Below are 21,828 nucleotides of genomic sequence, written 5' to 3'. Positions count from 1 at the left end.
CCATCCCGAAGAGTTCGCAGCTCAAGACCTCATGCTTCGTTTTGCTCGCGGGCGAACGTGAACGTCACCACCTGTCCTCGACCGCCTCCACCCGCACCTCGCACGCGCCATCCCCCCTGAGCGGCGACTTCGTCTCTTGCGCGCGGAACCGCGTCCCCATCTTGAAGAGCCCACCATACGTCTCGGCGTCGATCGGTCGCACCGTCCCGAAATCGACGCGGTGCAGGAGCTGCATGATCGCCAGCGCCGTCCCCTGCTGGAACAGGAGCCGCCCCCGCGCCGTGGACCCGTGCTTCATGGCGTAATACGCGCTCTCGTGCGTGATCGGCGCCCGCAGCACGAGCGCCCGGCCCGGCTGGAACTCCGGCGCGGAGAGCGCCCCCCAGCCGAGCGCGCGGGCGAGCCCGAGCAGCTGCTCGAGGCGCTCGTGCTGATCCCTGCCCACCGGACCGCAGGCCGCCTCGAACGACGAGGACGAGAGCATCCCCCCGAGCAGATGGAACGCGCCCGTCTGCGCCGCCTCCCGCACGAGCGCCTCGAACACCGGGACGAGCTCGGGAGACCGCCGCTCGATGAGGTGCACCGTGTCGAACGTCTTCTGATCGATGTACCCCACCGGCAAGAGCGCCAGGTTCACCCCGTACGCCGAGATGAGGCCGCGCTCGTCGGACCGCAGCGCCCCGAGCTCCTCGAGCATCGCGCCCTCGACGCGCTGCGCACGCGAGAGCGGCCCGCCCTCGGGCTCCCAGCGCACGCGCGCCGCCTCGATCTGCTTGCGCGTCAGCGCCTCGCCGAAGCGCGGCCGCTCCGATCGACGCGTCAGCAGGAAGGTGCAGGCCGCGTCGCCCCGCGCGACGCACGTCACCTCGTCGGCGTCGAGCCGCCCCCAGTCGGACGGGAACGCGAGGCTCGCCGCGGCCGCGCAGTAGCCCGAGGCGAACGCGTCCACCGCCAGCCGGTTCTGGATCCGACCGCCGTACTTCGCGAGGAAGCTCGTCCCGTGGAAGAGCGAGTCCGCGTGCACCGCGCCGCCCTCCGCGCTCACCTCGAACCGCAACCGCCCCTGCCCCATCGCGGCGAACAGCTCGCCCGCGAGCTCGAGCTTCTCCCGCGGAGACGCCCCGTGGCGGTCCTCGTACAGCGGCTCGAGCAGCGCGTGCGCCGCCTCGAACGCCGCCTGCCGGCGCACGCCGCGGCTCTCCCCGCCGAGCGCGTCGAAGATCGTCTGCTCCAGGAAGAGCGCGAAGTGGTGCGAGTGCGCGACCACCAGCTGATCGGCCACGTGGAGCAGGCCGTGCGGGAGGATCGGGCCGACCAGATCGCCGAGCGGGCCCTCGATGCGGCCCCGCAGGCCGTGCCGGAGCGCCGTCACAGGAGCCTCCGGAGCGCGGCGCGCTCCAGGCCGAGGATGTCCGCGACCGCCGTCTCGACGAGCACCATCGCCTCCGCGCCGAGCCCGTCGGGGTGCTCGAGCGCGAGCGGCGTCAGCCCGGCGCGCAGCGCGAGCCGGAGCCGCGCCACGTGAGGCTCCGGCGCGCGCGCCTCGAGCAGCGCGAGCAGCCGCTGGATCCGCGCGACCTCGGCCGACGGCGGATCGACGGGCGGCGGCGTGCCGCTGGTCCGGCGCGCCGGGATGCTGGACGAGCCCCTCGGCGGCGCCGATCGCGCGACCCCCCGGACGAGATCGTCCACCGTGTCCGCGCTGAGCGGCTCCTCGAAGAGCCCCGACGGGTCGCTCAGCATCTCCTCGGGCGGCTCCTCGAGCGGCAGCTCGGGCGCGAGCGTCGCGGCGAGCCGCTGCGCCACGAGCCGCGCCATGCCGAGCGGCATCGTGGCGTCGAACAGGCTCGCGACGACGCACGCGCGGACGCGGCGCAGGAGGACGGTCCGGCCGCTGAGCTCCAGCGTGACCACGGGGTCCGGGAGCTCCTCTGCGCGGCCCTGCGAGCGCGGCGGCTTGCTCGACGATCGCGCGCCTCGGCTCCGGGCGGGGCGGATCGAGCCCTCCCGCTCCGGGACGAGCCGCTGCGCGGCGAGCTGGCTGCCGAGGTACGCGTCGCGCAGCCCCGCGGCCACGTCGCTCGGAGAGAGGGCCGCGCCCTCGCGGACGAACACGGCGTGGACGCGCGCGTCGCCGAGGTGGAACACGACGATGGCGTCGAGGCCGCCGACGCCGTAGCCGAGGCCGTCGAGCGCGATCGGCGCGAGCGGGTCGTCGTCGTCCAGCGCGCCCGCGACGGCCGCGACGCCACGACCGAACGAGGGCTCGCCGTGCTCCGCGCTCACCCGACGACCCCGACCGCGGCGTCGAGCGCGTGCCGGCACGCGATCCGGACGGCGTGCGCCTCGCGCGGCGTGAGCGGGCCCGGGCGCATCAGGCCGACGATGTACGCGGCGGAGCGCACCTGGAACCCGATGAGCTGGAAGAACGGCCCGTCGCCGACGCAGAGCTCGAAGCGCTGCGACGGGGCGCCGGGCAGCGCCGCGACGAGCGAGCCGATCGCCGACGCGATGAGGCCCGAGGCGGCGAGCCTCGCCTCCGTGTCGCGGATCGCGCCGGCGAACGGGAGCCCGGCCGCGTCCGCGAGGAACACGTCCGCGGCGCCCGTCGCCTCGGCGATCCACTCGATCACCCGCTCGCAGCGCGCGACCGGCCCGCCCGCCGCGGCGAGGTCCGGGAAGCGCGGCGCGCGGCCCGCCGAGAGCGCCTCGACGGCGCCGTCGAGCCGCTCCTCGAGGGGCTCGCGCGCCGCCGCGAACGAGGGCGGCGAGGCCAGAGGCCGCAGGTCGAGCGGCGCGCCGCGGCGCGAGTCGACGTCGTCGGCGGACGAGGGCAGCGCGCCCCGGAGCCCGAGCTCGCCGCCCACGCCGGGGCTCGACAGGGGCAGGAGGTCGCTCGAGGGCGCGAGCTCCTCGAACGACGGCGAGAGCGGCGACGAGGACATCGGCTCGGGCTCCGCCCGCGAGGGCGGCGGCCGCGACTCGAACGACACGAGCGGCGGGGCCGCGGGCGCGACCGACGCCGCCCGCGGCCTCCGCGACTTCGACCGCTCGACCAGCGCCGCCGCGGTGACGACGGCGCCGTCGACATCAAAGGAGGAGCGAGATCGGGCCATCGTCGTCGTCCGGCGAGGTGGGGTCCAGGCGAACCAGCACGTCGTTCGCGAGCTGATCGAAGACGCGCGCGAGCGGCGGAGGGCGCTTCTGCATGAGCAGGAGCGGCGCCCCGCGGAGAGACGCCTCGAGGAACGCCTCGTCGCGCGGGATGACCGTATCGAGGATGATCCCGTCGGGGAACTTCGTCCAGAGCGTCTCGGCGACGTCGAGCGACGCGGACGCCTGCCGGTCGAACATCGACAGCACCATGCCGAGCAGCGACAGGTGCGGGTTCTTCTCGGCGCGGACGCGATCGATCACCGCGAGAAGCTGGCCGATCGAGCGGAGCGCGAGCGGCTCGGCCTGGAGCGGCAGGAGCGCGTGCGTCGCCACCTCGAGCGCCCGCGTCGTGACCTTGCCGAGCCCCGCGGGGCAATCGACGACCACGATGTCGAAGTCGGGCGAGAGCCGCGCGAGCACGCTCGGGAGCACGGGCCCTCGTGCGAGCGCGTCCTCGAAGCCCGCGACGGTCGTGGGATCGACCCGGCCGACGGTGAGCACCTGGAGCTGCGGCTCGCGCGTCCGGAGCAGCACGGACTCGAGCCGCTCGGCGCCCGTGAGCAGCTCCGCGACGCCCGGCCGCGCGCGGTCGGCAAGGCCGAGCGACAGCCCGAGGCTCCCCTGCGCGTCGAGCTCGAGGATCAACGCGCGGTTGCCCGCGCGCCCAAGGGCGAGCCCGAGGTTGAGGGAAATCGTGGTCTTTCCGACGCCGCCCTTCTGGCTCGCGACCGCGATGACGTGCATGGACTCCCTGACGGCGCGCTGTCATGGCGCCCGGGGGCCATCCTAACAGGACGGGTGCGGCTGAGAACTAGTCCCGTCCCTGACGAGCGCGAACTAGAGCAGCGAGATCCGCTTCATCAGCGTGCCGCACAGATCGCTCTGGGGGTTGCGCTCGCGCTCGATCTTGAGGCCGGCGCGGAAGATCTTGTCGGCGCTCTCGACGTTGCCGAGCACGACGTGGCAGAGCCCGAGGAGCTCGTGATCGCCGGGATCGCCGTGGATCGACACGAGCTCGGTCAGCGCGGGGACCGCGGCGCGGTGGGCGTCGATCATCGCCTCGGTCGGCGTCGACGGGACGCCCTTGGCGAGGATCATGAGCCGCAGCACCTGGCGCTGATCCTCGGGGCGCTGCTTGAGGAACTCCGGCTTCTGGAAGAGATCGCGGTACCCCCGGTAGGCGGCGTCGAGGTCGCCCCCGCGCGCGAGGGCGACGATGGTCTTGACCGCCTGGACGAGCGTCTCATTCGGCATGACGAGACGATACACGGCCCCGCGCCCGGGGGCGAGACCGCCGCTGCGCCGGCGCGACGTGTCGCCGAAAAGCCGCACGCGTGGGCGCGCGTGGACGTCGCGCGCTTCCGTCACCGTCGTCTGCGCGCGCGGAGCCCCGCAAAGCGGCGCTTGCAGCCGCTGTACGGCGTGGTAGTCGCGTCGAGCTCGGTTGCTCATGCGCTGGTCATCCCTCTGCTACCTCTCCGCGATCGCCCTCGCCGCACCTGCGGCGCTCGGGCAGCCTGAGCCGCGCGCCGAGGCGCCCGTGGCGCCGCAGATCCTCGAGCACGTGGACCCGGAGTACCCGCCCGAGCGGCTCGCGGAGGGCGTCGACACGACGGTCACGCTGTTCGTCACGGTCGAGAAGGACGGCACAGTCAGCGACGCGGTCGTGGCCGAGTCCGGGGGCGCAGCGTTCGATGACGCGGCCATGAAGGCCGTGCGCAGGTGGCGTTTCTCGCCGGCCATGCGCGGCGGCGCGCCGGTGCGGGCGCGGATCCGGGTGCCGTTCCACTTCGCGCCGGGCCCCCACGAGCAGGAGCCCGCGCCGGCGCCGACCGAGGCGCCGAAGGCGGCGGATCGCCCGGCGGCGCCCCCGCCGCCCCGGCCGGCGGCGCCGAAGCCGGTGGAGTTCGCCGGGGGCGTCGCGGGCCCGCACGCGGTGGCCGAGCCCGGCAAGCCGATCGAGATCCACGTGCAGGGCCGCCCGAACCCGCCGCGCCGCGCCGCGAGCGACTTCCGGATCGGCCGCGCGGCGCTCTCCGCCGCGCCGCACGCGACCGCCGCGGATCTGCTCCGCACGGCGCCCGGCGTTTACGTCGCGCACCCCGAGGGCGAGGCGGTCGCGCAGCGCATCTTCCTCCGCGGCTTCGACGCGGAGCACGGCCAGGACGTCGAGCTCCGCGTCGGGCCGATTCCGCTGAACCAGCGCTCGCACCTCCATGGCCAGGGCTACGCGGATCTCAGCGTGATCATCCCGGAGGTGGTGCGGTCGCTCCGCGTCGTCGAGGGCGTCTACGACCCGCAGCAGGGCGACTTCGCGGTCGCGGGCAGCGCGTACTTCGACCTCGGCGTCGAGGAGCGCGGGCTGCTGCTCAAGGGCACGCTCGGCTCGTTCGGCACGCGGCGGCTGCTCGCGCTCTGGGCGCCGGAGGGCCAGTCGGAGGACACGTTCGGGGCCGCCGTGGTGCGCACGACCGACGGCTTCGGCGACGGGACGCGCGGGGCGATCTCCGGGGGCGCCGTCGGCCAGTACCGCGTGCCGCTGCCGGACGAGTACTCGGCGCTGTTGCACGTCGCGGCCCACGGCGGCCGCGCGAACCTCGCGGGCGTGCTCCGGCGCGACGACATCGAGGCGGGGCGCGTCGGCTTCCACGACGCCTACCCGGATCTCGCGGCCCGCGCGCAGTCGGCCGCGTCGACGCGGCTACAGCTCGCGCTGAGCGTCGAGCGGTCCGACGACGACGGCTCTCAGAAGAGCGCCTGGCTCTGGGCGGCGACGTCCGGGTACCGGAGCCGGATGAACTTCACCGGCTACACGCAGCGCTCGCGCCGGCGGCCCGAGTGGGTCGGCAGGGGCGACCTCATCGAGCAGGCGAACCAGGACGCCGCGCTCGGCGGCGGCATCGCCTACCGCACGCCGCGGATCCCGCTCGCGTCCTGGCTCTCCGGCCAGGTCGCCGTGGGCGCCGAGGTGCAGACCGACGGCATCGACCAGGCGCAGAACCTGCTCCAGCCGCCGCAGAACGAGACGTGGGATCAGCGCGTCGACGCGTCGATCCAGCTGACCGGGGTCGGCGCCCACGCCGACGCGCTGCTCGAGCTGTCACATTACGCGCGCCTCCGCGGCGGCCTGCGCGCCGACCTGCTCGTCTTCGACGTGGACGACCGCATCGGCAACTTCATCCCGGCGGCGCAGAAGGAGACGCACATCGAGGGGTTCCGTCGCACGGCGGCGGGCCTGGCCGCCGGCCCGCGGGTGACGCTGGAGCTCGACCCGCTGCCCGCCCTGCGCGTCTCCGCCTCGTACGGGCACGGCTACCGCTCGCCGCAGGCGCGGCTGCTCGAGGACGGGGACAACGCGCCGTTCGCGACCGTGAAGAGCTACGAGGCCGGCGCCACGCTGCGCCCCGGCGGCGGCCTCAGCGTGACCGCGGCCGCCTACGAGACGCGCCTCTCCTACGATCTCGCGTTCGACGCGGCGGAGGGCGCGCTCGTGCGCATCGGCCGGACGACCCGCCGCGGGCTCGTCGCTTACCTGCAGGCCGCGCCGAGCCCCACGCTCACGGCGGGCGTGAGCGCGACGCTCGTCCACGCCACGCTGGACGAGCCGCCCCCGCCCACGCCAGAGAACCCGTCGCCGCCGTACGTGAAGGGACAGCAGCTCCCGTTCGTGCCGCCCGTGGTGGTGCGCGCCGACCTCGCGCTGAAGCGGCCGCTCTTCACGATCGCCGGCGCGCCCGTCGAGGGGCGGCTCGGCTACGGCGCGACGTTCCTCTCCCCGCGGCCGCTGCCGTACGCGCAGACCGCCGCGCCGGTCTTCGTGGTGGACGCGTCCCTTTCTCTCCGGCGGAGCCTGCGCGTCGGCCGCGACGCCGCGCAGGGCGGCCCCTGGATCGAGGTCGGGGTCGAGGCGCAGAACCTGCTCGACGCCGAGTACGCCGACACGGAGTACTCGTTCAAGTCGTACTGGCCGGGCGGCGCGGGCGCGTCGCAGCCGTCGATCCCCTCGGAGCTGCCGGCCCGGCACATCAGCGCCGGGTCGCCGCGCTCCATCCTCGCGAACGTGACGCTCTCGCTATGAACGCCCCGAACCTCTCCCCGGCCGCGCGCCGCCTCCTCGCCGTCGTCCTCCTGGGGTCGCCCGCGTTGTCCGCATCCGCCTGCGCCGGCACAGGCCAGCCCGAGGTCACGTACGCGGCGCACGCCGAGGCCGACGTCCCCGGGGAGATCGCCGCGGGCGCGTGGACGATCGCGCTCGACGAGGCGACGGTCGCCTTCGGCCCGGCCTACTTCTGCGCAGCGGACTCCGGCGCGTCGACGCTGTGCGAGACCGCGATCGCCGAGCTGACCACGATCACGCGGGTGAACCTGCTCGACCCCGCGCCGCAGCCGCTCGGCCTGGTCGACGGCTTCGAGGGCGAGATCCGGAGCGTGTCGTTCAACTACGGTATCCACTGGTTCTCGACCGAGTCGTCGCCCACGCCGGCGCCGGAGGCTCCCGGCGTCAGCTCCGTCCACCTGCGCGGGCGCGCGACGCGGGGCGCGGAGGCGCTCGACTTCGAGGCCGACGTCGACGCCGTGCCGCAGCGCCAAGGGCTGCTCGCGGTCCCGAGCCTCGCGGTCGCCGCGAGCGTCGGCGCGGCGCCGGTCCGCCTCGCGGTCCGCTTCGACGTCGTGGACGAGTGGCTCGCGAGCGTCGATTTCGACGCGCTGGCCGAGGGAGGAGCGACCAAGGTCGCCATCGCGCCGGGGTCGCCCGCGCACCAGCGGCTGCGCTACGACATGATCGCGGTGCACCGGCCGCAGTTCCTCTGGTCGACGTCGCCATGAGGCGGTCTCCTTGAGACGCCGTCCGGCCCGCGTGACGGCCGCCGCGCGGCGGCGGCCTGGCCGGAGCCCGGCTTGCCGGTGGCGAGCGCGCTGGCTCGTGGCGCTCGCGCTCGCGGCGCAGCTGTGCAGCCTGACGCACGCGTTGCTCGTCCGGCACGTCCGCTGCGAGCACGGCGAGCTCGTCCACGCGGCGACGGTCGCCGTCGCCGCGGCGACGCTTCACGCCGAGCGGCGTCCTCCCGGCGACCAGCCCGGCGCGCGGCCCGGCGGGGGTGACGACCTGTGCGACGCGCTCGCGCCGCGCCACGAGGGCGACGAGCACTGCGACGCGTTCGCGCTGCGCGGTCAGCTCGGCGCGCCCGTGCACCGCGTGGCGGAGGCCACGCTGCTCGAGGTCGTCCGCCTCGCCTCGCTCCGACCCTCGCCCGAGGTCCGACCCATCCCCTTGCTGATCCTGGCGCCGAAGAGCTCCCCGCCGGCGGCCTGAGCATCTCACGAGGCCAGAGGGTGATGCGGGCGCTGGGCGCGCGAGGAGCGCGGGCCTGCGCTCGCCGGGCGCGTTCGTGCGCGCTCGTCGGGATTTCGAGACGACTCAGGAGCTTGATCATGATGCAGAGACTGAAGGTGACAGGGTTCATGGTGGCGGCGTGCGCGCTCGCGCTCGTCGCCGGGTGCGGCGATGAACGCGGCGCGACGTCCGAGACCGGCACCGTGCAGATCTTCGTGGAGCCGGAGGACACCATCCCCGAGGGCCTGGAGCCGGGCACAGGCGAGGAGAACATCGCGGACGGCTGGAAGGTCACGTACGAGCGGTTCCTCGTGACGATCGGCAACGTGCGCGCGGCGCGCTCGGATGCCGAGGAGACGCTCGGCGATGAATCGGTGTTCGTGCTCGACCTCAAGAACGCCCCGGCGACGAGGTACGTGATCGCGAATTTCCAGGACGTGAGCGCGGTGCGCTGGGACCGCTTCGGGTTCGACCTCCCGAACGCGAAGGCGGGGGTGAAGACGCTGCCGCCCACCACGGCGGCCGACGTCGACCTCATGGTCGAGGGCGGCTATTCGCTGTTCTTCGAGGGATCCATCGAGAAGGCGGACGGCGAGTCGTGCCCGCCGCCCGGCGGCGCGTGCGTCCCCGCGGCTCGGGTGCGCTTCAGCTGGGGCCTCCCGGCCGGGACGTCGTTCGACGATTGCGCGACCGAGGACGGGATCAACGGGTTCAGCGTGCCGACCAGCGGCACGGTCGCGGTGAAGCCGACCATCCACGGCGACCACTGGTTCTTCGACAACATCACCGCGGGCGTGGAGCTGACCAAGCGCTACGCGCAGTACATCGCGGACAGCGATCTCGACGGCGATGGCGAAACGACGATCGACGAGCTCAAGCAGGTGAACGCCGCCGATGTCTTCGGCGACGAGTACAACCTCGCCGGCGCGTCCGGCGGCCCGATCGAGACGGCGTACGACTACGTGGTCGCGCAGGCGCGCACGCTCGGCGACTTCCAGGGTGACGGAGAGTGCCCGAGGCGCGCCGTGCTGCCGTGATCGGGTGAAGGCGGAGGGCTGCGCCGGTCGCGCCGCGATTCGCTTTACCGCCTCTCCTTTTCAAGCACGGCTCTATGCCGGGCCGAGCTGACAGGCGCTCGTACACCCGTCGCCGTCAGCCGTGTTGCCGTCGTCACATTGCTCCCACTCCGGGTCCACCACGCCGTCTCCGCACACCGCGCCGGCGCTCGCCCCGCCCGCGCCCCCCGCTGCGCGGAGCTGACAGTCGCTCGAGCACGCATCGCCGTCCGCCGTGTTGCCGTCGTCGCATTGCTCCCACTCCGGGTCCACCACGCCGTCTCCGCACACCGCGCCGGCGCTCGCCCCGCCCGCGCCCCCCGCTGCGCGGAGCTGACAGTCGCTCGAGCACGCATCGCCGTCAGCCGTGTTGCCGTCGTCGCATTGCTCCCACTCCGGGTCCACCACGCCGTCTCCGCACACCGCGCCGGCGCTCGCCCCGCCCGCGGCGCTGCCTCCGGTCGTGCAGTCCGTCGAGGAGGAACAACATTCGACACACGCCCCCGTGCCCGTGCTCTCCTCTGGCGAGTCGACCCCTTCGATGAAGCGCACCTCGCACGCGGCCTGCATCAAGAACAGCCCTGCCACGGCGTGCAGCGGACGGCGCGAAAGAAGATGATGACGCATGACTCTCCCTCTCGAAGCGAAGCCGAGTTGTGCCTCGCTCTGGTAAGTGGGCGCGAGCTCCTCTCCGTGGCTCACCAAAATCAACGATTCAGAAGGATCCGGCGACTCAGAAGCTCACCTGCAGGCCGAGGCTCGGGAGCAGCGCCGGGCGCCCGGTGCGGCCCACCTCCACACCTGCGATGGTGAAGACAGGCTGTCTTGCGAGCACGAGGACGTCGAGCGCCGCGTGGGCGGCGAGGGACGGCAGGACGCGGACGCCGACGCCGGCCCCTGCGGAGACGCCGGCGGTGAGCCAGTCCTGACGCCGGTCGCGATAAGGAGGGTTCGCCCGGCCGGCGACCGTCACATGATAGGCGCCCGCGCCGAGCGAGATCACCGGATGGATCCGCCACGCCTGGGGGCCGGCGGCGTACGCCAGGCCGATCATGGCCGCGGTCTGCCGCAGCGCCACGCGCCCGCCGGGAGCGTCGAGGCTCCTGGCCACGACGGCCGGCACGAGGGTCCCGCGCAGGGAGACGCCGGCCGCCAGATCGTATCCCACGCGGAAGTAGGGCCCGGGGACGACCCCGACGTCGCCGGCGAGCGCTGCCAGCCCCGCCTCGACGCTCAGCCGGCGCTCGTCGGACGTGGGCGCCGCGGGCGCCCGGGGCGCGGCGCTCCGGGCGTCGAGCCGCCCGGGCGCGGCCGACCCGCGCGCGGCCCGGGATCCGCTCGCAGGCGCGGCCGACCCGCGCGCGGCCCGGGATCCGCTCGCAGGCGCGGCCGACCCGCTCGCCGCCGTGGTTCGATTCGCGGGCGCGACGGCCGCTCGCGGCTGCAGCAGCGCCGCGTCGAGCGCGATGGCCTCGCGCCCCGCCGGCGCGGCCGCGTCGGCGATCCATTGCGCCACCCGCTCGGGCAGCTCGCGGCGCTGCTCGCCGCTCAGCTCGAGCAGGCTGGCCCGGAGCAGCTCCGCCGACCGCACGGCGAGATCGCTCGCCGCGTTGCTGGCGCCGGGGACGCCGAGCTCCACGCGGCGGACCAGCGTCTCCTTCGTCGCGTGATCCGCGATCCACGCGTCGGCGACGGCGCCGCGGTCGGTCTCGAGGATGGCGATGGCCGCGAACACGCTGTCCGCACCCTCGATCTGCGCGCGCCCGTCGACGCCCGGCGCGCCCTCGAGCGAGCGGACCGAGAAGCCCACGGCGCGCAGCTCGCCCGCGAGGCGCACCGTGGCCTCCTCGACGACCTTCCCGGCGTGCGGCGCGCGCACCACGATCACGCCGATCTCCTCCGCGGCGCTCGCCTCCCGGGACACGAAGAGCGCGGCGCACAGCGCAACGGCAAGCCCGAACCCGCTGCGCCTCATGGGCGGCGGAGGATCTCCGCCGCGGCGGCCGCGAACGCCCCGCGCGGGTAGCGCGCGAGGTACTGCTCGGCGATCGGCCGAGCCGCGCCGTCGCCCTGGGAGGCGCGCAGCACGATCATCTTCCGCCCGAGCGCCTCGGCTGCCAGCGAGCCGGCCGGCGACTCGGCGAGGTACCGATCGTACCAGTCGATGGCCGCCGCGGGCGAGCCCGCCTCCGCGATGCGACCGAGGAGGAACGCCGCCGAGCGCGCCTCGGGCGAGCCAGGGAAGCGCGAGCGCTCGGCGAGCAGCGCGCGCCGCGCGAGGTCGTTCCGCCCCGTGTAGCGCGCAGCGTCGGCCAGCGCGGCGATCTCCGGGAGCGGGCTCGCGGCGATCGTCGCGTCGACGCCCCGCGCCTCCGCCACCGCGATCGCCCCGGCGAAATCGCCGCGGGCAACATGCTCGCTGCAGCTCCCCGAGGCGGGCGCAGGCGCCGCGGGCGCGCGGGCCGCAGCCGAAGCTGGCGCGAGCGTCGCCATCGGATCGGTCGCGACCAGCGCTCCCGCCGCGACCGGCGCTCCCGCCATGGCCGGCGCTCCCGCCATGGCCGGCGCTCCCGCCATGGCCGGCGCTCCCACCGAGACGGGCGCTCCCGCCGCGGCTGCCCCGCCCGTCTCGGCCGGCGCCCCGGCGTCCTCCAGCATGCCCATCTCGGCCGGCGCCCCGGCGTCCTCCAGCACGCCCATCTCGGCCGGCGCCCTGGCGTCCTCCAGCACGTCGGTCCTCGCCGGCGCGTCGGCTTCGCGCAGCCCGCCTCCTTCTGGCGCACGCGCGCCGGCGGCGCTCAGGTCCGCGATCGTGAGCTCGCCGCGGACCACGTCGGCGACCAGGCGCTGGCCGCCCTGGAGCGCCACGCCGCCCGAGGCGAGCGGGCCGCGGACCGCGACCGAGCCGCTCTGCATGGTCAGCTCGAGCCGCTCGCGCTCCCAGCTCAGGTCGAACTCGGTGCCCGTCACCCTGACGGTGAACGGCCCTGCCGCCGCGACCCACTCGGCCTCGGGCAGGTGCGCGACCCGGAAGTGCGCGGCGCCGCCCTCGATGTGGATCTGCGCGCCGCGCGCCGTCACGGCGGTGATGCGCCCGCGCGCCCCGGGCGCGAAGCGGACGGTCGTCCCCTCGCTGAAGCGCGCCGTCGCCCCGCTGGTCCCCCCGCGCACGTAGGTGTCCGCGAGCGCCGCGCCGTCGGCGCGTTCTCCCGGCGCGACACCGTCGACCTGGTACGACAGGCGCGCCGCCGGACGCAGCGCCCAAAGGCCCAGGATCACGAGCAGCGGCGCCAGCGCCGCCGGCAGGAGCCAGCGCCTCCGCGGCGCGAGCGGCAACACGGGGCGCTCGACCTCGTCGATCAGCCGCGCGCGGCCGCGGGCGAGCGCGCGGTCCGCCGGCGGGGCCGCCCCCGCCGCGCGCGCCAGCGCCGCGAGCCGCCGCAGGGCGACCTCCGGCGACACCCCGGGCTTCGGATCAGCCATCGCTCGCCTCCTCCGCGGGCTCGACGTACGCCGCGAGGAGCGGATCCCGCTCGGCCATCGCGTGGACGCGCCCGGTCACCTTGGCCAGGTGGCGCTTGGCCGTGGCCAGGGACATCCCGCTCGCCTGCGCGGTCTCCGCGAGCTCCAGCCCCTCGATGTGCCGCAGCACGAAGAGAAGCCGCGCCCTGTCGTCCAGCCTGTCGAGCAGCGCGTAGAGCCTCGCGACCGCCTCGCGCGCGCCCTCGTCGACGCCCTCGGCCGGCTCGTCCGGCAGCATGCCGCTGTCGGTGAGCGAGAACCAGCGCCGGAACCGCCGGCGCCGCAGCGCCGACCGCGCGACGCGCACGGCGATGCCGAGGAGGAACGGCCGCAGCGCCGCGGGATCCCGCAGGTTCTTCACCTCCCGAAAGAACTGCAGGAACGTCTCCTGGGCGTGGTCCTCGACGTCGCCGCCCGGCCCGAGCACGCGGCGGAGCAGGCCATGCACCAGGGCGCCGTAGCGGTCCCAGACGGCGCCGGCGGCGCCTGGCTGGCCCTCGGCTGCCGCGCGGGCGAGGCCGGCGTCGTCCAGATCGGCCAGGGGGCTGGCGCGGACGAGGGTGAGCCGGGGGGCGAGGGCTGCGCTGGGCAAGACCACGGGAACTGGAATAGGTGGTCGCGAGCGGGTCCCGGTGGCTCACAAAAGCGACGGGGTCGAACGCCGCGCGCGCCTCGCGAAGGGCGCACCGGAGCTCTCGACGGGAACGGGACAGGCGGCGCATCGAGGGGGGAGGCCGACGCCGGAGCCCTGGCGAGAAGGACCGGCCAGGGATCGCGGGGTCGGAGGGCGGCGTCTCCAGCGCGGAGACGAGTGTCGCTCGTCTTTTCTTGGAGGCACGTCCACCCGGAGACGAGTGCCGCTCGTCTTTTCTTGGAGGCACGTCCACCGGGAGACGAGTGCCGCTCGTCTTTTCTTGGAGGCACGTCCACCGGGAGACGAGTGCCGCTCGTCTTTTCTTGGAGGCACGTCCACCGGGAGACGAGTGCCACTCGTCTTTTCTTGGAGGCACGTCCACCCGGAGACGGGTGCCACCCGTCTCTGGCGTCGAGGCGCCTATACCAGGACACAGGTGCCATCTGCATTTCCTGGAGCCGCCCCCCTCCAGGAGACAGGCGCCCCCATCTCCGGCGTGGAGGCGACTGTACCAGGACACAGGTGCACCCATCTTTTCTTGGCGCCGCCGCCTCCAGGAGACGAGTGCCACCCATCTCCCGCGTGGAGGCACCAGCTCACCCGGATGGGTTCACGGCACGTCGCCCGCCCCGGGCGGGGGCCGGGACGGGTTCGGGCCTCCTGGCAGGGGCTGGCCGACGGGACCTCGCCAGGTCGTCGGCCATCTCGACGTAGCGCGCCAGGAGAAGCCACGTTGGCGGAGGGCGTCGACCCGTACGTTGTCACAGCGCTGGGTGCATCATCGTGCTTCCGACGGACATCGTCGAGATGTCTCGAATTTTAACGCAAAGACACAAAGACGCAAAGACGCCAAAAGGCGGAAAGAGAATGTTCGAAGATGAGATAGCCAGGGTCGTCATCGACGCAGCCATCGAGGCGCAGCGTACCCTTGGAGATCCAGGGCTGCTCGAGACCGTCTACAATGAGGCGCTTGGCTTCGAGCTTGAGTGAGCGGGAGGCAGGGCATTCATCGCGTGGTCAATGGGTTGCAAGAATGTGCTCTCTCGCTCTCTTCTTTTTTGCGCCTTGGCGCCTTGACGCCTTGGCGTTCAACTCTCCGGTCTCCTGCTGCGAGTAGACTCGCCCATGCGCCGCTGGATCCGGCGCTCCCCGAGGCTGGCCGTGCGGAGCTCGAAGCGGCGCCGCGGCGGGAACCTCCGCTGCAGCGCTCGCGGAGGCGTGGCTCGGCTGAGGCCTCTCACGCCGCGCGACGCGCGACGCGAACGCCTCGGCAGCGGTCGTCGACACCGAGCGCGAGACAAGCAAGCCTCTCCTCATCGCCTGACGTCGATTCCTTTTTCTCTTAGGCGCCGGATGATGTCCTGGCCGTTCATCTCCCAGAGGTCACCAGGGTCGATCTCTCGCGTTTGGCCGTCCTTCATCTTCACAATCCACACCTCAATCTCGCGATTCTTTCTATCCCTGGCGGTGCCAATCGCGAGGGACGCGACCTCAGCGAGACGAAATCCCTTCACGGTCGGCGCGAACCAGAAACCTGTGGTCTGCTCCAGCTTTTCGTCGTCGAGGACGACCCGATCCTTCGCCAGCATCGGCGCGAAGATGCCACCCGCCAGCGCAGCAACCCCAAATGCGATCAAGGCGATGGTCAGCGGCTGGCGCCTCCACAGCAGGAGCGCGCCGATCGACGCAGCAACGACCGCGATGGCAATCGCAATGCCGGGCACATAGCTTGGGAAGCTGTAGATCATGCTATCTTACCTGACGTACCTGGCGTTCTACCGCGAGACGCGAGCTGCGGCGAGACCCGGGCGAATGTGAGGGACCGGATCGCCTCACCCGCGGGGATGCGGGGTGCTGGCGCGGCGCTCTACCGCGCCTCGTGCTCGCGCCAGAAGGCGAACGCCTCGTCCAGGTACACCTCCTTCGCGCCGTGGCCGAACGGGTGCTCGGCGACGCGCACGGGCCAGCCCGCGCCGCGCAGCACGCCGGCGAGGGCGCGGGCCGAGCCGCCCACCGTGTCGTGGGCCCCGAAGCCGATGTAGAACGGCCTCGGCGCGAGCGTCGCGAGCTGGGGCGTCGCGTGGCCTCCCCCGCCGGACATCGCGCCGAACCCGTCGGCGTCGATCCCGCCGCGCAGCGCGAGCGCCGCGGCGAAGTACGCGCCCGACGACGAGCCGGCGACGTACACCCGCGAGAACGAGACGCCGGTGATCTCCTCGAGCTTTCTCCGCTTCTCCACGAACGTCGCGACGAGCGCGGCGGCGTGCTCCTCGTACGCCCGCTCTCCCGTCGGCCAGCCCCGCCAGCTCGCGTAGCCCTTCGGCGCGAGGCCGACCTTGCCGCGCGGGATCAGCGCGGCGACGCCCGCGCGCCGGGCGGCGCGGGACACGACCGTCTCGACGTTGGTCTTCTGCTCGCTCTCCTTCCCCGGCGGCACGATCCCGTGGAGATAGAGCAGCAGCGTTCGGGTCGGCGCGTCGGGCAGCACGTAGCAGGTCTCCTCGTCGAGCGCGTCGACGCCGGCGATGCACCAGTCCGTCTCGACGCGCGGCGGGCGCGCTCGGGGCCACGGCGCCGGCTCGGGCGGCGCGGTCGCGGCCGCGGTGACGGCCGGGGTCGGCGCTGCAGGCACGAGGCCGGGCTCCGCTGCACCGAGCGCGGCCCCGTCGGGCGCCGGCGCACGCGCGCTCCTCGGAGCATCTGCCGTGTTGCTGCACGCGCAGACCGCGACCGCGAGCGCGCCGAGCAACGCCGCGATCCAGCGCGCCGCACCTCCGGAGCAGCACCCCCTGACGCGACGCTCCGGGCCGGCCAGCTCGTCGCTCGCTACCAGCTCGCCGCTCGCTACCAGCTCGCCGCTCGCTACCAGCTCGCCGCTCGCTACCAGCTCGCCGCTCGCTCGCCGCCCCATCACCCTGCGCGCGCGTCGCTCACCGCGATCAGCGCCCCGAGCGCCGCCGCGCACACCGTCTCCGTGCGCAACGTCAGCGCGCCGAGGCGCACCCGCTCGAACCCGAGCGCCGCGCACATGCCGAGCTCCTCCGGCGTGAACCCGCCCTCCGGTCCGACCGCGAACGCCGCCTCCATGCCCGGCGACAGCGCGGCCAGCCGCGCGCCGAGCGGCGTCTCCGCGTAGGGATCCAGGCACATCCCCAGCGCGCCGCCCTCCGTCGACGGCGCCGCCCGCGCCTCGGCGAGCGCCGCCGCGAGGCTCATCGGCGCCTCCACCCGGGGCGCGTCCCCGCGGCCGCACTGCCGCGCCGCCTCCACCGCGATGCGGCGCCAGCGCTGGCTCCTGTCCTCGGCGGGCCGCGCCACGCTCCGCGCCGAGATCGCCGGGATGATCCGCGTCGCCCCGAGCTCGGTCGCGTCGCGCACCACCGCGTCCATCTTGTCGCCCTTGCCCACCGCCTGGATCCACGTCACGCGCCGGCCAGGCCGCAGCGCTGCCGGGCGGGGCGCGTCGATGCGCGCCTCCGCCCCGCGGCGGCCGATCGACTCGAGCGTGGCCTCCGCCTCGACACCGAGCTCCGGATCGAACACGACGAACCGATCCCCCTCCCGGAGGCGGTGCACCCGCACGACGTAGCTCGCCGCCTCGGGCGGCAGCGCGATCACGCCGGCCGCGATCGCGCCGAGCGGCACCCGCAAGAGCCCCTGCCCGCTCATCCCGGCGAGGACGCCGCGCCGCCCGGCGCGCGGAACAGGAGCGCCACCCAGCCCTCGCCGCCCGCGTCGCCCCGCCCGGCCCTGCGATCGCCGCCCGGCGACGCCGGATCCGGCCGGGTCGCGACGTGCTCGAGCGGGCGCGGCAACGACGTGTACCGCGCGATCAGATCGTCGCGCTCGCTCTCGAGGATGCCCGACAGGATCAGCCAGCCGCCCGGATCGAGCACGCGCGCGAGCTCCGGCGCCAGCGGCCGGAGCACCCGCGCCTCGATGTTCGCGACGACCCACGGGAACCGCCGCGTCACCCCCTCGACCACGCCGGCGCTCGCCTCGATGCGGCCCTCGAGGCCGTTGCGCGCCGCGTTCTCGAGGACCACCTCGATCACATCCTCGTCGTTGTCGATCGCGACCGCCCGCTCCGCGCCGAGCAGCAGCGCGACCAGCGCGAGGATGCCGCTGCCCGTGCCCACGTCGAGGATCTCGCGGCCGCGGAGCTCCGCCGCGTGCTCGTCGAGGAGCTCCGCGACGAGCGCCGTCGTCGCGTGGAGCCCCGTGCCGAACGCCCTGCCCGGCTCGAGCAGCAGCACCCGCTCGCCCTCGCGCTCGGGCGCGCGCTCCGCCCACGGCGGCACGACCGTGATCGTGGGCGTCAGCGCGAACGGCGCGAAGTGCTCCTTCCACGCGTCGCGCCAGGCGTCGCCCACCACCTCCTCGAGCCGCGCGGCGAGCGGCGGCGAGAGCTCCCCGAGCGCCGCGATGGCCTCCATCGCCTCGCCGTGATCCTCGAAGCTGGCGACGAGCGTCACCTGGCCCGAGCGCGCGCCGCGGACGAGCGTCTGCTCGTCGCGCTGCTCGACGCCGCTGGCGCCCAGCTCGAAGAGCAGGGCGCCGATCTCGTCGGCCTCCGGCTCCGGGACATCGACTGCAACGAACGGGTATCGAGGCTCCACCTGGCTTGCTCCGTGACGGGCCGCCGGCCTGAAGAGCGGCCGCGGCGCGGACGGGAGCCTAACGAAATTCCCGCAGAGAGGCGCGGCCGATCGCGCGGAACCGCTGGAACACGCGGAGCATTTTTAACGTCCGACGTAGCGGCGCCGCGCCGGGACCGAGACGAGCACCTCGGAGCGCGACGCCGGCGGCGGGACGCGCTCGCCGTCGTGGAGCACCATCGCGGTGAGCCGCCCCCCGTAGACCGCGCCCGTGTCGATCCCGGTCGCCCACGCGTGCATCTGCGGCTCGCTCCGCGCGTTGTGGCCGAACACCACGTGCGGCGGGCCCTGGTACGTCTGGCCCCACAGCGTCTTGCCCCCGCGGCGCTCGACCGGCTCGCCGTAGCGGCCGAGGCAGCGCACGTACATCAACGTGTGCGGATCCTGTCGCTCGATCGGCAACCCGGGGATCAGCCCCGCATGGACGACACGGAGCCCGTGCTCCGGCAGATCCAGCCAGTACGGCAGCGTCTCGAGCCACGCCCAGTCCCGCTTGCGCAGCTGCTGCGCGGTCTCCTTCGAGAGCTCCCCCAGCGGCTCGCCGCGAGGATCGCTCCGACCGGCACGCCAGCGGAGCAGCCGATCCTCGTGGTTGCCCCGCACGGAGATCGCGCCGACCTCCCGGAGCAGATCGAGCGTTCCGCACGGATCGGGGCCGCGCACGATCAGATCGCCGACCATGACGACCCGATCGCCCGATGCGAGGCCCACGTGCTCGATCAGCCGCGCCAGCTCATCCCGGCAGCCGTGAACGTCACCGATGATGATCGTGCGCGGCATCTCACACCCAACGTAGCAGGGACGCCCGTTCCATGGGGGGCGCCCAGGCCCGTCCCCCCGGGCACGGCAGAACCGCGCGGCCCCGCCGGCGAGCGCGCGGCAGCCGCCACGCGCCTCCGCGCGCCGCGATCGGAATTTTACATGCAATTCAGGAGTTTTGCACGCGGGCCACCTGGACGGCGCCGCGCCGGGCCTCGGTCAGGCGCATTACGGGGAGTCGATCTTGGCGCGCTTCGGGATCACGACGATCCCGCCCTCGCTGACGAACCACTTCTTGCGGTCCTCCTCGAGGTTGAAGCCGATCTCGGCGCCGGCCGGGATCTCGACGTCCTTGTCGATGATGCAGCGACGAAGCTTGACGTGGCGCCCGATCTTGACGTCCTCGAACAGCACGCACTCCTCGATGTGGCTGAAGGAGTTCACGCGGACCCGGTTCGAGAGCACGCTGCGGTGGATCCTGCCGCCGGAGATGATGCACCCGAGCGAGACCAGGCTGTCCGTGGCGATGCCGACGCGCGCGTTCGCCTCGTCGCGGAACACGAACTTGGCGGGCGGGTCGTGGCTGATCCCGGTCCGGATCGGCCAGCGCGGGTTGTAGAAATTGAACGCCGGCTGGATGCTGACCAGATCCATCTGGGCCGCCCAGTACGCGTCGATCGTCCCGATGTCGCGCCAGTACCCCGCGCCCTCGTCCTCGCCGGGGACGCGGTTCTCGTGGAAATCGTAGACGTAGACGCGGCTGCCGCTCTGGACCATGCGCGGGATGATGTCGCGCCCGAAATCGTGCGCGCTGTCCTCCGTCGCTGCGTCGTGCTCGAGGACGTCGAGCAGCGCCTTCGTCTTGAAGATGTAGTTGCCCATCGACGCGAGGCACATGCCCGGCCTGCCGGGCATGCTCGGGGGATCCTGCACCTTCTCGTGGAAGGCGAGGATGCGCCCCGACTCGTCGCACTCGATGACGCCGAAGGCCCGGGCCTCCTCCTTCGTCACCGGGATGGCGGCGACGGTCACCTCCGCGTCGCGCGACAGGTGATCGTGCAGCATCTGGCGCACGTCCATCTTGTAGACGTGGTCGCCGCCGAAGATGCAGAGGTGCTCGGGCGACTCGTCCGTGATGACGTGCTGGGTCTGGTAGACGGCGTCCGCCGACCCCTTGAACCAGCTCTTGCCCGTGCGCTGCTGCGCAGGGACGGTCTCGATGAAGCTGTCGAGCATCGGCGAGAGGCGCCAAGCTCGGGCGATGTGCTCGTCTAGCGACGCGCTCTTGTACTGCGTGAGGATCTTGATGCGGTGCAGGCCGGAGTTGACGAAGTTCGAGAGGACGATGTCGATGATCCGGTACCGGCCGCCGAACGGCACGGCAGGCTTCGCCCGGTCGTGCGTCAACGGGCCGAGCCGGCGGCCCTCGCCGCCAGCAAGGATCATCACCAAGACCTTCGACGCTTCGAAAGCGGCGCGCAGGTTCGTCTCGCGCATGGGACGGAGAGGGTACTCGATCGATGTTGCCATCGCGAAGAGCGGAAACGCGTCCTTCGCGTATTCGAGGCAACCCGGGGACCGGGAGAACGCCGCGGAGAGCCGCGCAACCCGGCCTGGCGGCGCCGAGCCCAGCCGGGCGGGTCGCGCTGCGGGCCCCGCCGAGCGCGCCTCTCGCGCCCTCCTGCCCCGCGATCGGGCGGCGCCGGCAGCGGCCCGTCGCGCTCTACCGCCCTCCGCCCCTCCGCCCGCCCTCCGCCGCGGTGCGCTGCCGCGCGACGATGCGCGTCGATGCGCGACGATGCGCGACGATGATCGATGAAGAGAGGGGGACGTCTCCGTTTCTCTTTACGATCGAGTCGCGGCCGTGTTAGCCGTTTCCGCCGTCGCGCGCGCATGCGAGAGGCGCCTGACCCGCACGCGGCGCACCGCTGTCCGAGGGCTATTCCAGCGCTGGATCTTTCCTGCTGGAGGTGCCCGTCACGCTGACCTTGGAGATGCCATGAACGCCCGATTCGGTCGAACCCTCCTCGCCGCCATCCTCCTCGTCGCGGGCACTTCAGGGTGCGGAACGGACGAGCAGCCCTACCAGGCAAAGCCCGCCTTCAGCGGCCGCAAAGCGACCCTGCCCGCGGTGCCGACGCTGCCCGCAAAGAACAAGAAGCAGGGCGACGCATACACGGTCTGGGGCGTCACGCACGACCTCCGGAGCCGCGTCCACTTCGAGGACGTGAACGGCAAGAAGATCTCGATCGTCGGCTACATCGTCAAGACGAACCTCGCCGAGGCCCCCGCCTGTGCCGTGCACAAGACGGGCAAGGGTGACCCGCCGGACTGCAAGGCGCCGGTCCCGAGCTTCGCGATCGCCGACGAGAAGGGCGAGACCAAGGACATGATCGACGTCATGGGCTGGGCCTCGAACTTCGCGCAGATCTACAGCATGATCGAGGCGATCGACAAAGCGCCGCGCGGCAAGGAGGGCGAGGCGAAGCTCACGGACGAGTTCTGGGGCCAGGAGCTGCCGAACCCGATCCCGGGCGTCGGCGCGAAGGTGAAGGTCACCGGCACCTACGGCGTGACGTTCACGAAGTCGACCGGCGGCGCGGCGGCCAACCCGAAGTACGGCATCATGTCCGCGGAGCAGATCGAGTTCCTCGAGCCGCCGCCCGAGAAGGCCACCCTCCCCGGCATGAAGCGCAAGCCCTGACGCCG

At 73.5% G+C, this 21,828-nt stretch carries 21 protein-coding genes; 6 read left to right on the top strand and 15 right to left on the bottom strand.

Features of this window, described 5'->3' with window-relative positions:
* Positions 1-64 precede the first annotated feature (64 nt).
* From WMF19_RS40270 to WMF19_RS40250, 5 genes are all read right to left on the bottom strand, one after another.
* Positions 65-1,372, bottom strand: coding sequence for a hypothetical protein (locus tag WMF19_RS40270; RefSeq protein WP_437895225.1), 1,308 nt, complete (start codon positions 1,370-1,372; stop codon positions 65-67).
* On the bottom strand, positions 1,369-2,286 hold the full coding sequence (locus WMF19_RS40265) for a hypothetical protein (RefSeq protein ID WP_437895224.1): 918 nt from the start codon (positions 2,284-2,286) through the stop codon (positions 1,369-1,371). The genes WMF19_RS40270 and WMF19_RS40265 overlap by 4 nt, the downstream gene beginning before the upstream one ends.
* Positions 2,283-3,116 carry a hypothetical protein gene (locus WMF19_RS40260; RefSeq protein WP_437895223.1) on the bottom strand — a complete coding sequence of 278 codons (834 nt, stop codon included), beginning with the start codon at positions 3,114-3,116 and terminating at the stop codon, positions 2,283-2,285. Before WMF19_RS40260 ends, WMF19_RS40265 begins: the two co-directional genes overlap by 4 nt.
* Positions 3,091-3,900 carry a ParA family protein gene (locus WMF19_RS40255; protein ID WP_272104085.1) on the bottom strand — a complete coding sequence of 270 codons (810 nt, stop codon included), beginning with the start codon at positions 3,898-3,900 and terminating at the stop codon, positions 3,091-3,093. The genes WMF19_RS40260 and WMF19_RS40255 overlap by 26 nt, the downstream gene beginning before the upstream one ends.
* 93 nt (positions 3,901-3,993) lie before the next feature.
* Positions 3,994-4,410: a hypothetical protein gene (locus WMF19_RS40250; RefSeq protein WP_272104084.1), complete on the bottom strand. Its 417-nt coding sequence runs from the start codon at positions 4,408-4,410 to the stop codon at positions 3,994-3,996.
* A 196-nt stretch (positions 4,411-4,606) separates the two neighbouring features.
* Here WMF19_RS40250 and WMF19_RS40245 point away from each other — a divergent pair, with 196 nt between their 5' ends.
* The 4 genes from WMF19_RS40245 (at position 4,607) to WMF19_RS40230 (ending at position 9,528) form a co-directional block, all read left to right on the top strand.
* Positions 4,607-7,234, top strand: a complete 2,628-nt coding sequence (locus tag WMF19_RS40245) for a TonB family protein (RefSeq protein WP_437895222.1) — start codon at positions 4,607-4,609, stop codon at positions 7,232-7,234.
* Entirely contained in the window at positions 7,231-7,983 is a 753-nt protein-coding gene (locus WMF19_RS40240) for a hypothetical protein (protein ID WP_437895221.1), read from the top strand. The genes WMF19_RS40245 and WMF19_RS40240 overlap by 4 nt, the downstream gene beginning before the upstream one ends.
* Positions 7,984-7,993: 10 nt before the next feature.
* Positions 7,994-8,470 (top strand): hypothetical protein, encoded by a 477-nt coding sequence (locus WMF19_RS40235; protein ID WP_437324915.1) that lies wholly within the window; start codon positions 7,994-7,996, stop codon positions 8,468-8,470.
* Between the two features lie 119 nt (positions 8,471-8,589).
* Positions 8,590-9,528 (top strand): hypothetical protein, encoded by a 939-nt coding sequence (locus tag WMF19_RS40230; protein WP_437895220.1) that lies wholly within the window; start codon positions 8,590-8,592, stop codon positions 9,526-9,528.
* Between the two features lie 72 nt (positions 9,529-9,600).
* Here the strand turns inward: WMF19_RS40230 and WMF19_RS40225 are convergent, their stop codons facing one another.
* The 4 genes from WMF19_RS40225 to WMF19_RS40210 form a co-directional block, all read right to left on the bottom strand.
* On the bottom strand, positions 9,601-10,173 hold the full coding sequence (locus WMF19_RS40225; RefSeq protein ID WP_437895219.1) for a DUF4215 domain-containing protein: 573 nt from the start codon (positions 10,171-10,173) through the stop codon (positions 9,601-9,603).
* A 106-nt stretch (positions 10,174-10,279) separates the two neighbouring features.
* A complete protein-coding gene (locus WMF19_RS40220) occupies positions 10,280-11,521 on the bottom strand; it encodes a hypothetical protein (protein ID WP_437895218.1) in 1,242 nt (413 codons plus the stop codon).
* On the bottom strand, positions 11,518-13,029 hold the full coding sequence (locus WMF19_RS40215; RefSeq protein ID WP_437895217.1) for a tetratricopeptide repeat protein: 1,512 nt from the start codon (positions 13,027-13,029) through the stop codon (positions 11,518-11,520). Before WMF19_RS40215 ends, WMF19_RS40220 begins: the two co-directional genes overlap by 4 nt.
* Positions 13,022-13,666 carry an RNA polymerase sigma factor gene (locus tag WMF19_RS40210; protein ID WP_437895216.1) on the bottom strand — a complete coding sequence of 215 codons (645 nt, stop codon included), beginning with the start codon at positions 13,664-13,666 and terminating at the stop codon, positions 13,022-13,024. The genes WMF19_RS40215 and WMF19_RS40210 overlap by 8 nt, the downstream gene beginning before the upstream one ends.
* A gap of 819 nt (positions 13,667-14,485) precedes the next feature.
* Here WMF19_RS40210 and WMF19_RS40205 point away from each other — a divergent pair.
* Positions 14,486-14,692, top strand: coding sequence for a hypothetical protein (locus tag WMF19_RS40205; protein ID WP_437895215.1), 207 nt, complete (start codon positions 14,486-14,488; stop codon positions 14,690-14,692).
* Positions 14,693-15,015: 323 nt separating this feature from the next.
* Here the strand turns inward: WMF19_RS40205 and WMF19_RS40200 are convergent, their stop codons facing one another.
* The 6 genes from WMF19_RS40200 to glgC form a co-directional block, all read right to left on the bottom strand.
* A complete protein-coding gene (locus WMF19_RS40200) occupies positions 15,016-15,450 on the bottom strand; it encodes a hypothetical protein (protein WP_437895214.1) in 435 nt (144 codons plus the stop codon).
* Positions 15,451-15,569: 119 nt separating this feature from the next.
* Entirely contained in the window at positions 15,570-16,613 is a 1,044-nt protein-coding gene (locus WMF19_RS40195) for an alpha/beta hydrolase (RefSeq protein WP_437895213.1), read from the bottom strand.
* Entirely contained in the window at positions 16,613-17,371 is a 759-nt protein-coding gene (locus WMF19_RS40190; RefSeq protein WP_272104065.1) for an RsmE family RNA methyltransferase, read from the bottom strand. Before WMF19_RS40190 ends, WMF19_RS40195 begins: the two co-directional genes overlap by 1 nt.
* Positions 17,368-18,321 (bottom strand): 50S ribosomal protein L11 methyltransferase, encoded by a 954-nt coding sequence (locus WMF19_RS40185; RefSeq protein ID WP_437895212.1) that lies wholly within the window; start codon positions 18,319-18,321, stop codon positions 17,368-17,370. The genes WMF19_RS40190 and WMF19_RS40185 overlap by 4 nt, the downstream gene beginning before the upstream one ends.
* A gap of 123 nt (positions 18,322-18,444) precedes the next feature.
* Positions 18,445-19,140: a metallophosphoesterase gene (locus WMF19_RS40180; protein WP_272104061.1), complete on the bottom strand. Its 696-nt coding sequence runs from the start codon at positions 19,138-19,140 to the stop codon at positions 18,445-18,447.
* Positions 19,141-19,347: 207 nt separating this feature from the next.
* The gene (glgC, locus tag WMF19_RS40175) at positions 19,348-20,616 is read right to left on the bottom strand and encodes a glucose-1-phosphate adenylyltransferase (RefSeq protein ID WP_437331207.1); all 1,269 of its coding nucleotides are present in this window, start codon (positions 20,614-20,616) and stop codon (positions 19,348-19,350) included.
* Between the two features lie 502 nt (positions 20,617-21,118).
* On the opposite strand from glgC, the gene WMF19_RS40170 reads away from it, so the two are divergent.
* Positions 21,119-21,823 carry a hypothetical protein gene (locus tag WMF19_RS40170; RefSeq protein ID WP_437324930.1) on the top strand — a complete coding sequence of 235 codons (705 nt, stop codon included), beginning with the start codon at positions 21,119-21,121 and terminating at the stop codon, positions 21,821-21,823.
* Positions 21,824-21,828 lie beyond the last annotated feature (5 nt).

The organism is Sorangium sp. So ce124 (assembly GCF_051525235.1).
Taxonomy (GTDB): domain Bacteria; phylum Myxococcota_A; class Polyangia; order Polyangiales; family Polyangiaceae; genus Sorangium; species Sorangium atrum.
This window is presented reverse-complemented; position numbering and strand designations above follow the sequence as displayed.

Coding starts and splice junctions, on each gene's coding strand:
- WMF19_RS40200 (WP_437895214.1), bottom strand. CDS start 15,450: ATGATCTACAGCTTCCCAAGCTATGTGCCCGGCATTGCGATTGCCATC.
- WMF19_RS40240 (WP_437895221.1), top strand. CDS start 7,231: ATGAACGCCCCGAACCTCTCCCCGGCCGCGCGCCGCCTCCTCGCCGTC.
- WMF19_RS40230 (WP_437895220.1), top strand. CDS start 8,590: ATGATGCAGAGACTGAAGGTGACAGGGTTCATGGTGGCGGCGTGCGCG.
- WMF19_RS40215 (WP_437895217.1), bottom strand. CDS start 13,029: ATGGCTGATCCGAAGCCCGGGGTGTCGCCGGAGGTCGCCCTGCGGCGG.
- WMF19_RS40250 (WP_272104084.1), bottom strand. CDS start 4,410: ATGCCGAATGAGACGCTCGTCCAGGCGGTCAAGACCATCGTCGCCCTC.
- WMF19_RS40220 (WP_437895218.1), bottom strand. CDS start 11,521: ATGAGGCGCAGCGGGTTCGGGCTTGCCGTTGCGCTGTGCGCCGCGCTC.
- glgC (WP_437331207.1), bottom strand. CDS start 20,616: ATGCGCGAGACGAACCTGCGCGCCGCTTTCGAAGCGTCGAAGGTCTTG.
- WMF19_RS40260 (WP_437895223.1), bottom strand. CDS start 3,116: ATGGCCCGATCTCGCTCCTCCTTTGATGTCGACGGCGCCGTCGTCACC.
- WMF19_RS40180 (WP_272104061.1), bottom strand. CDS start 19,140: ATGCCGCGCACGATCATCATCGGTGACGTTCACGGCTGCCGGGATGAG.
- WMF19_RS40225 (WP_437895219.1), bottom strand. CDS start 10,173: ATGCGTCATCATCTTCTTTCGCGCCGTCCGCTGCACGCCGTGGCAGGG.
- WMF19_RS40170 (WP_437324930.1), top strand. CDS start 21,119: ATGAACGCCCGATTCGGTCGAACCCTCCTCGCCGCCATCCTCCTCGTC.
- WMF19_RS40245 (WP_437895222.1), top strand. CDS start 4,607: ATGCGCTGGTCATCCCTCTGCTACCTCTCCGCGATCGCCCTCGCCGCA.
- WMF19_RS40190 (WP_272104065.1), bottom strand. CDS start 17,371: ATGAGCGGGCAGGGGCTCTTGCGGGTGCCGCTCGGCGCGATCGCGGCC.
- WMF19_RS40255 (WP_272104085.1), bottom strand. CDS start 3,900: ATGCACGTCATCGCGGTCGCGAGCCAGAAGGGCGGCGTCGGAAAGACC.
- WMF19_RS40195 (WP_437895213.1), bottom strand. CDS start 16,613: ATGGGGCGGCGAGCGAGCGGCGAGCTGGTAGCGAGCGGCGAGCTGGTA.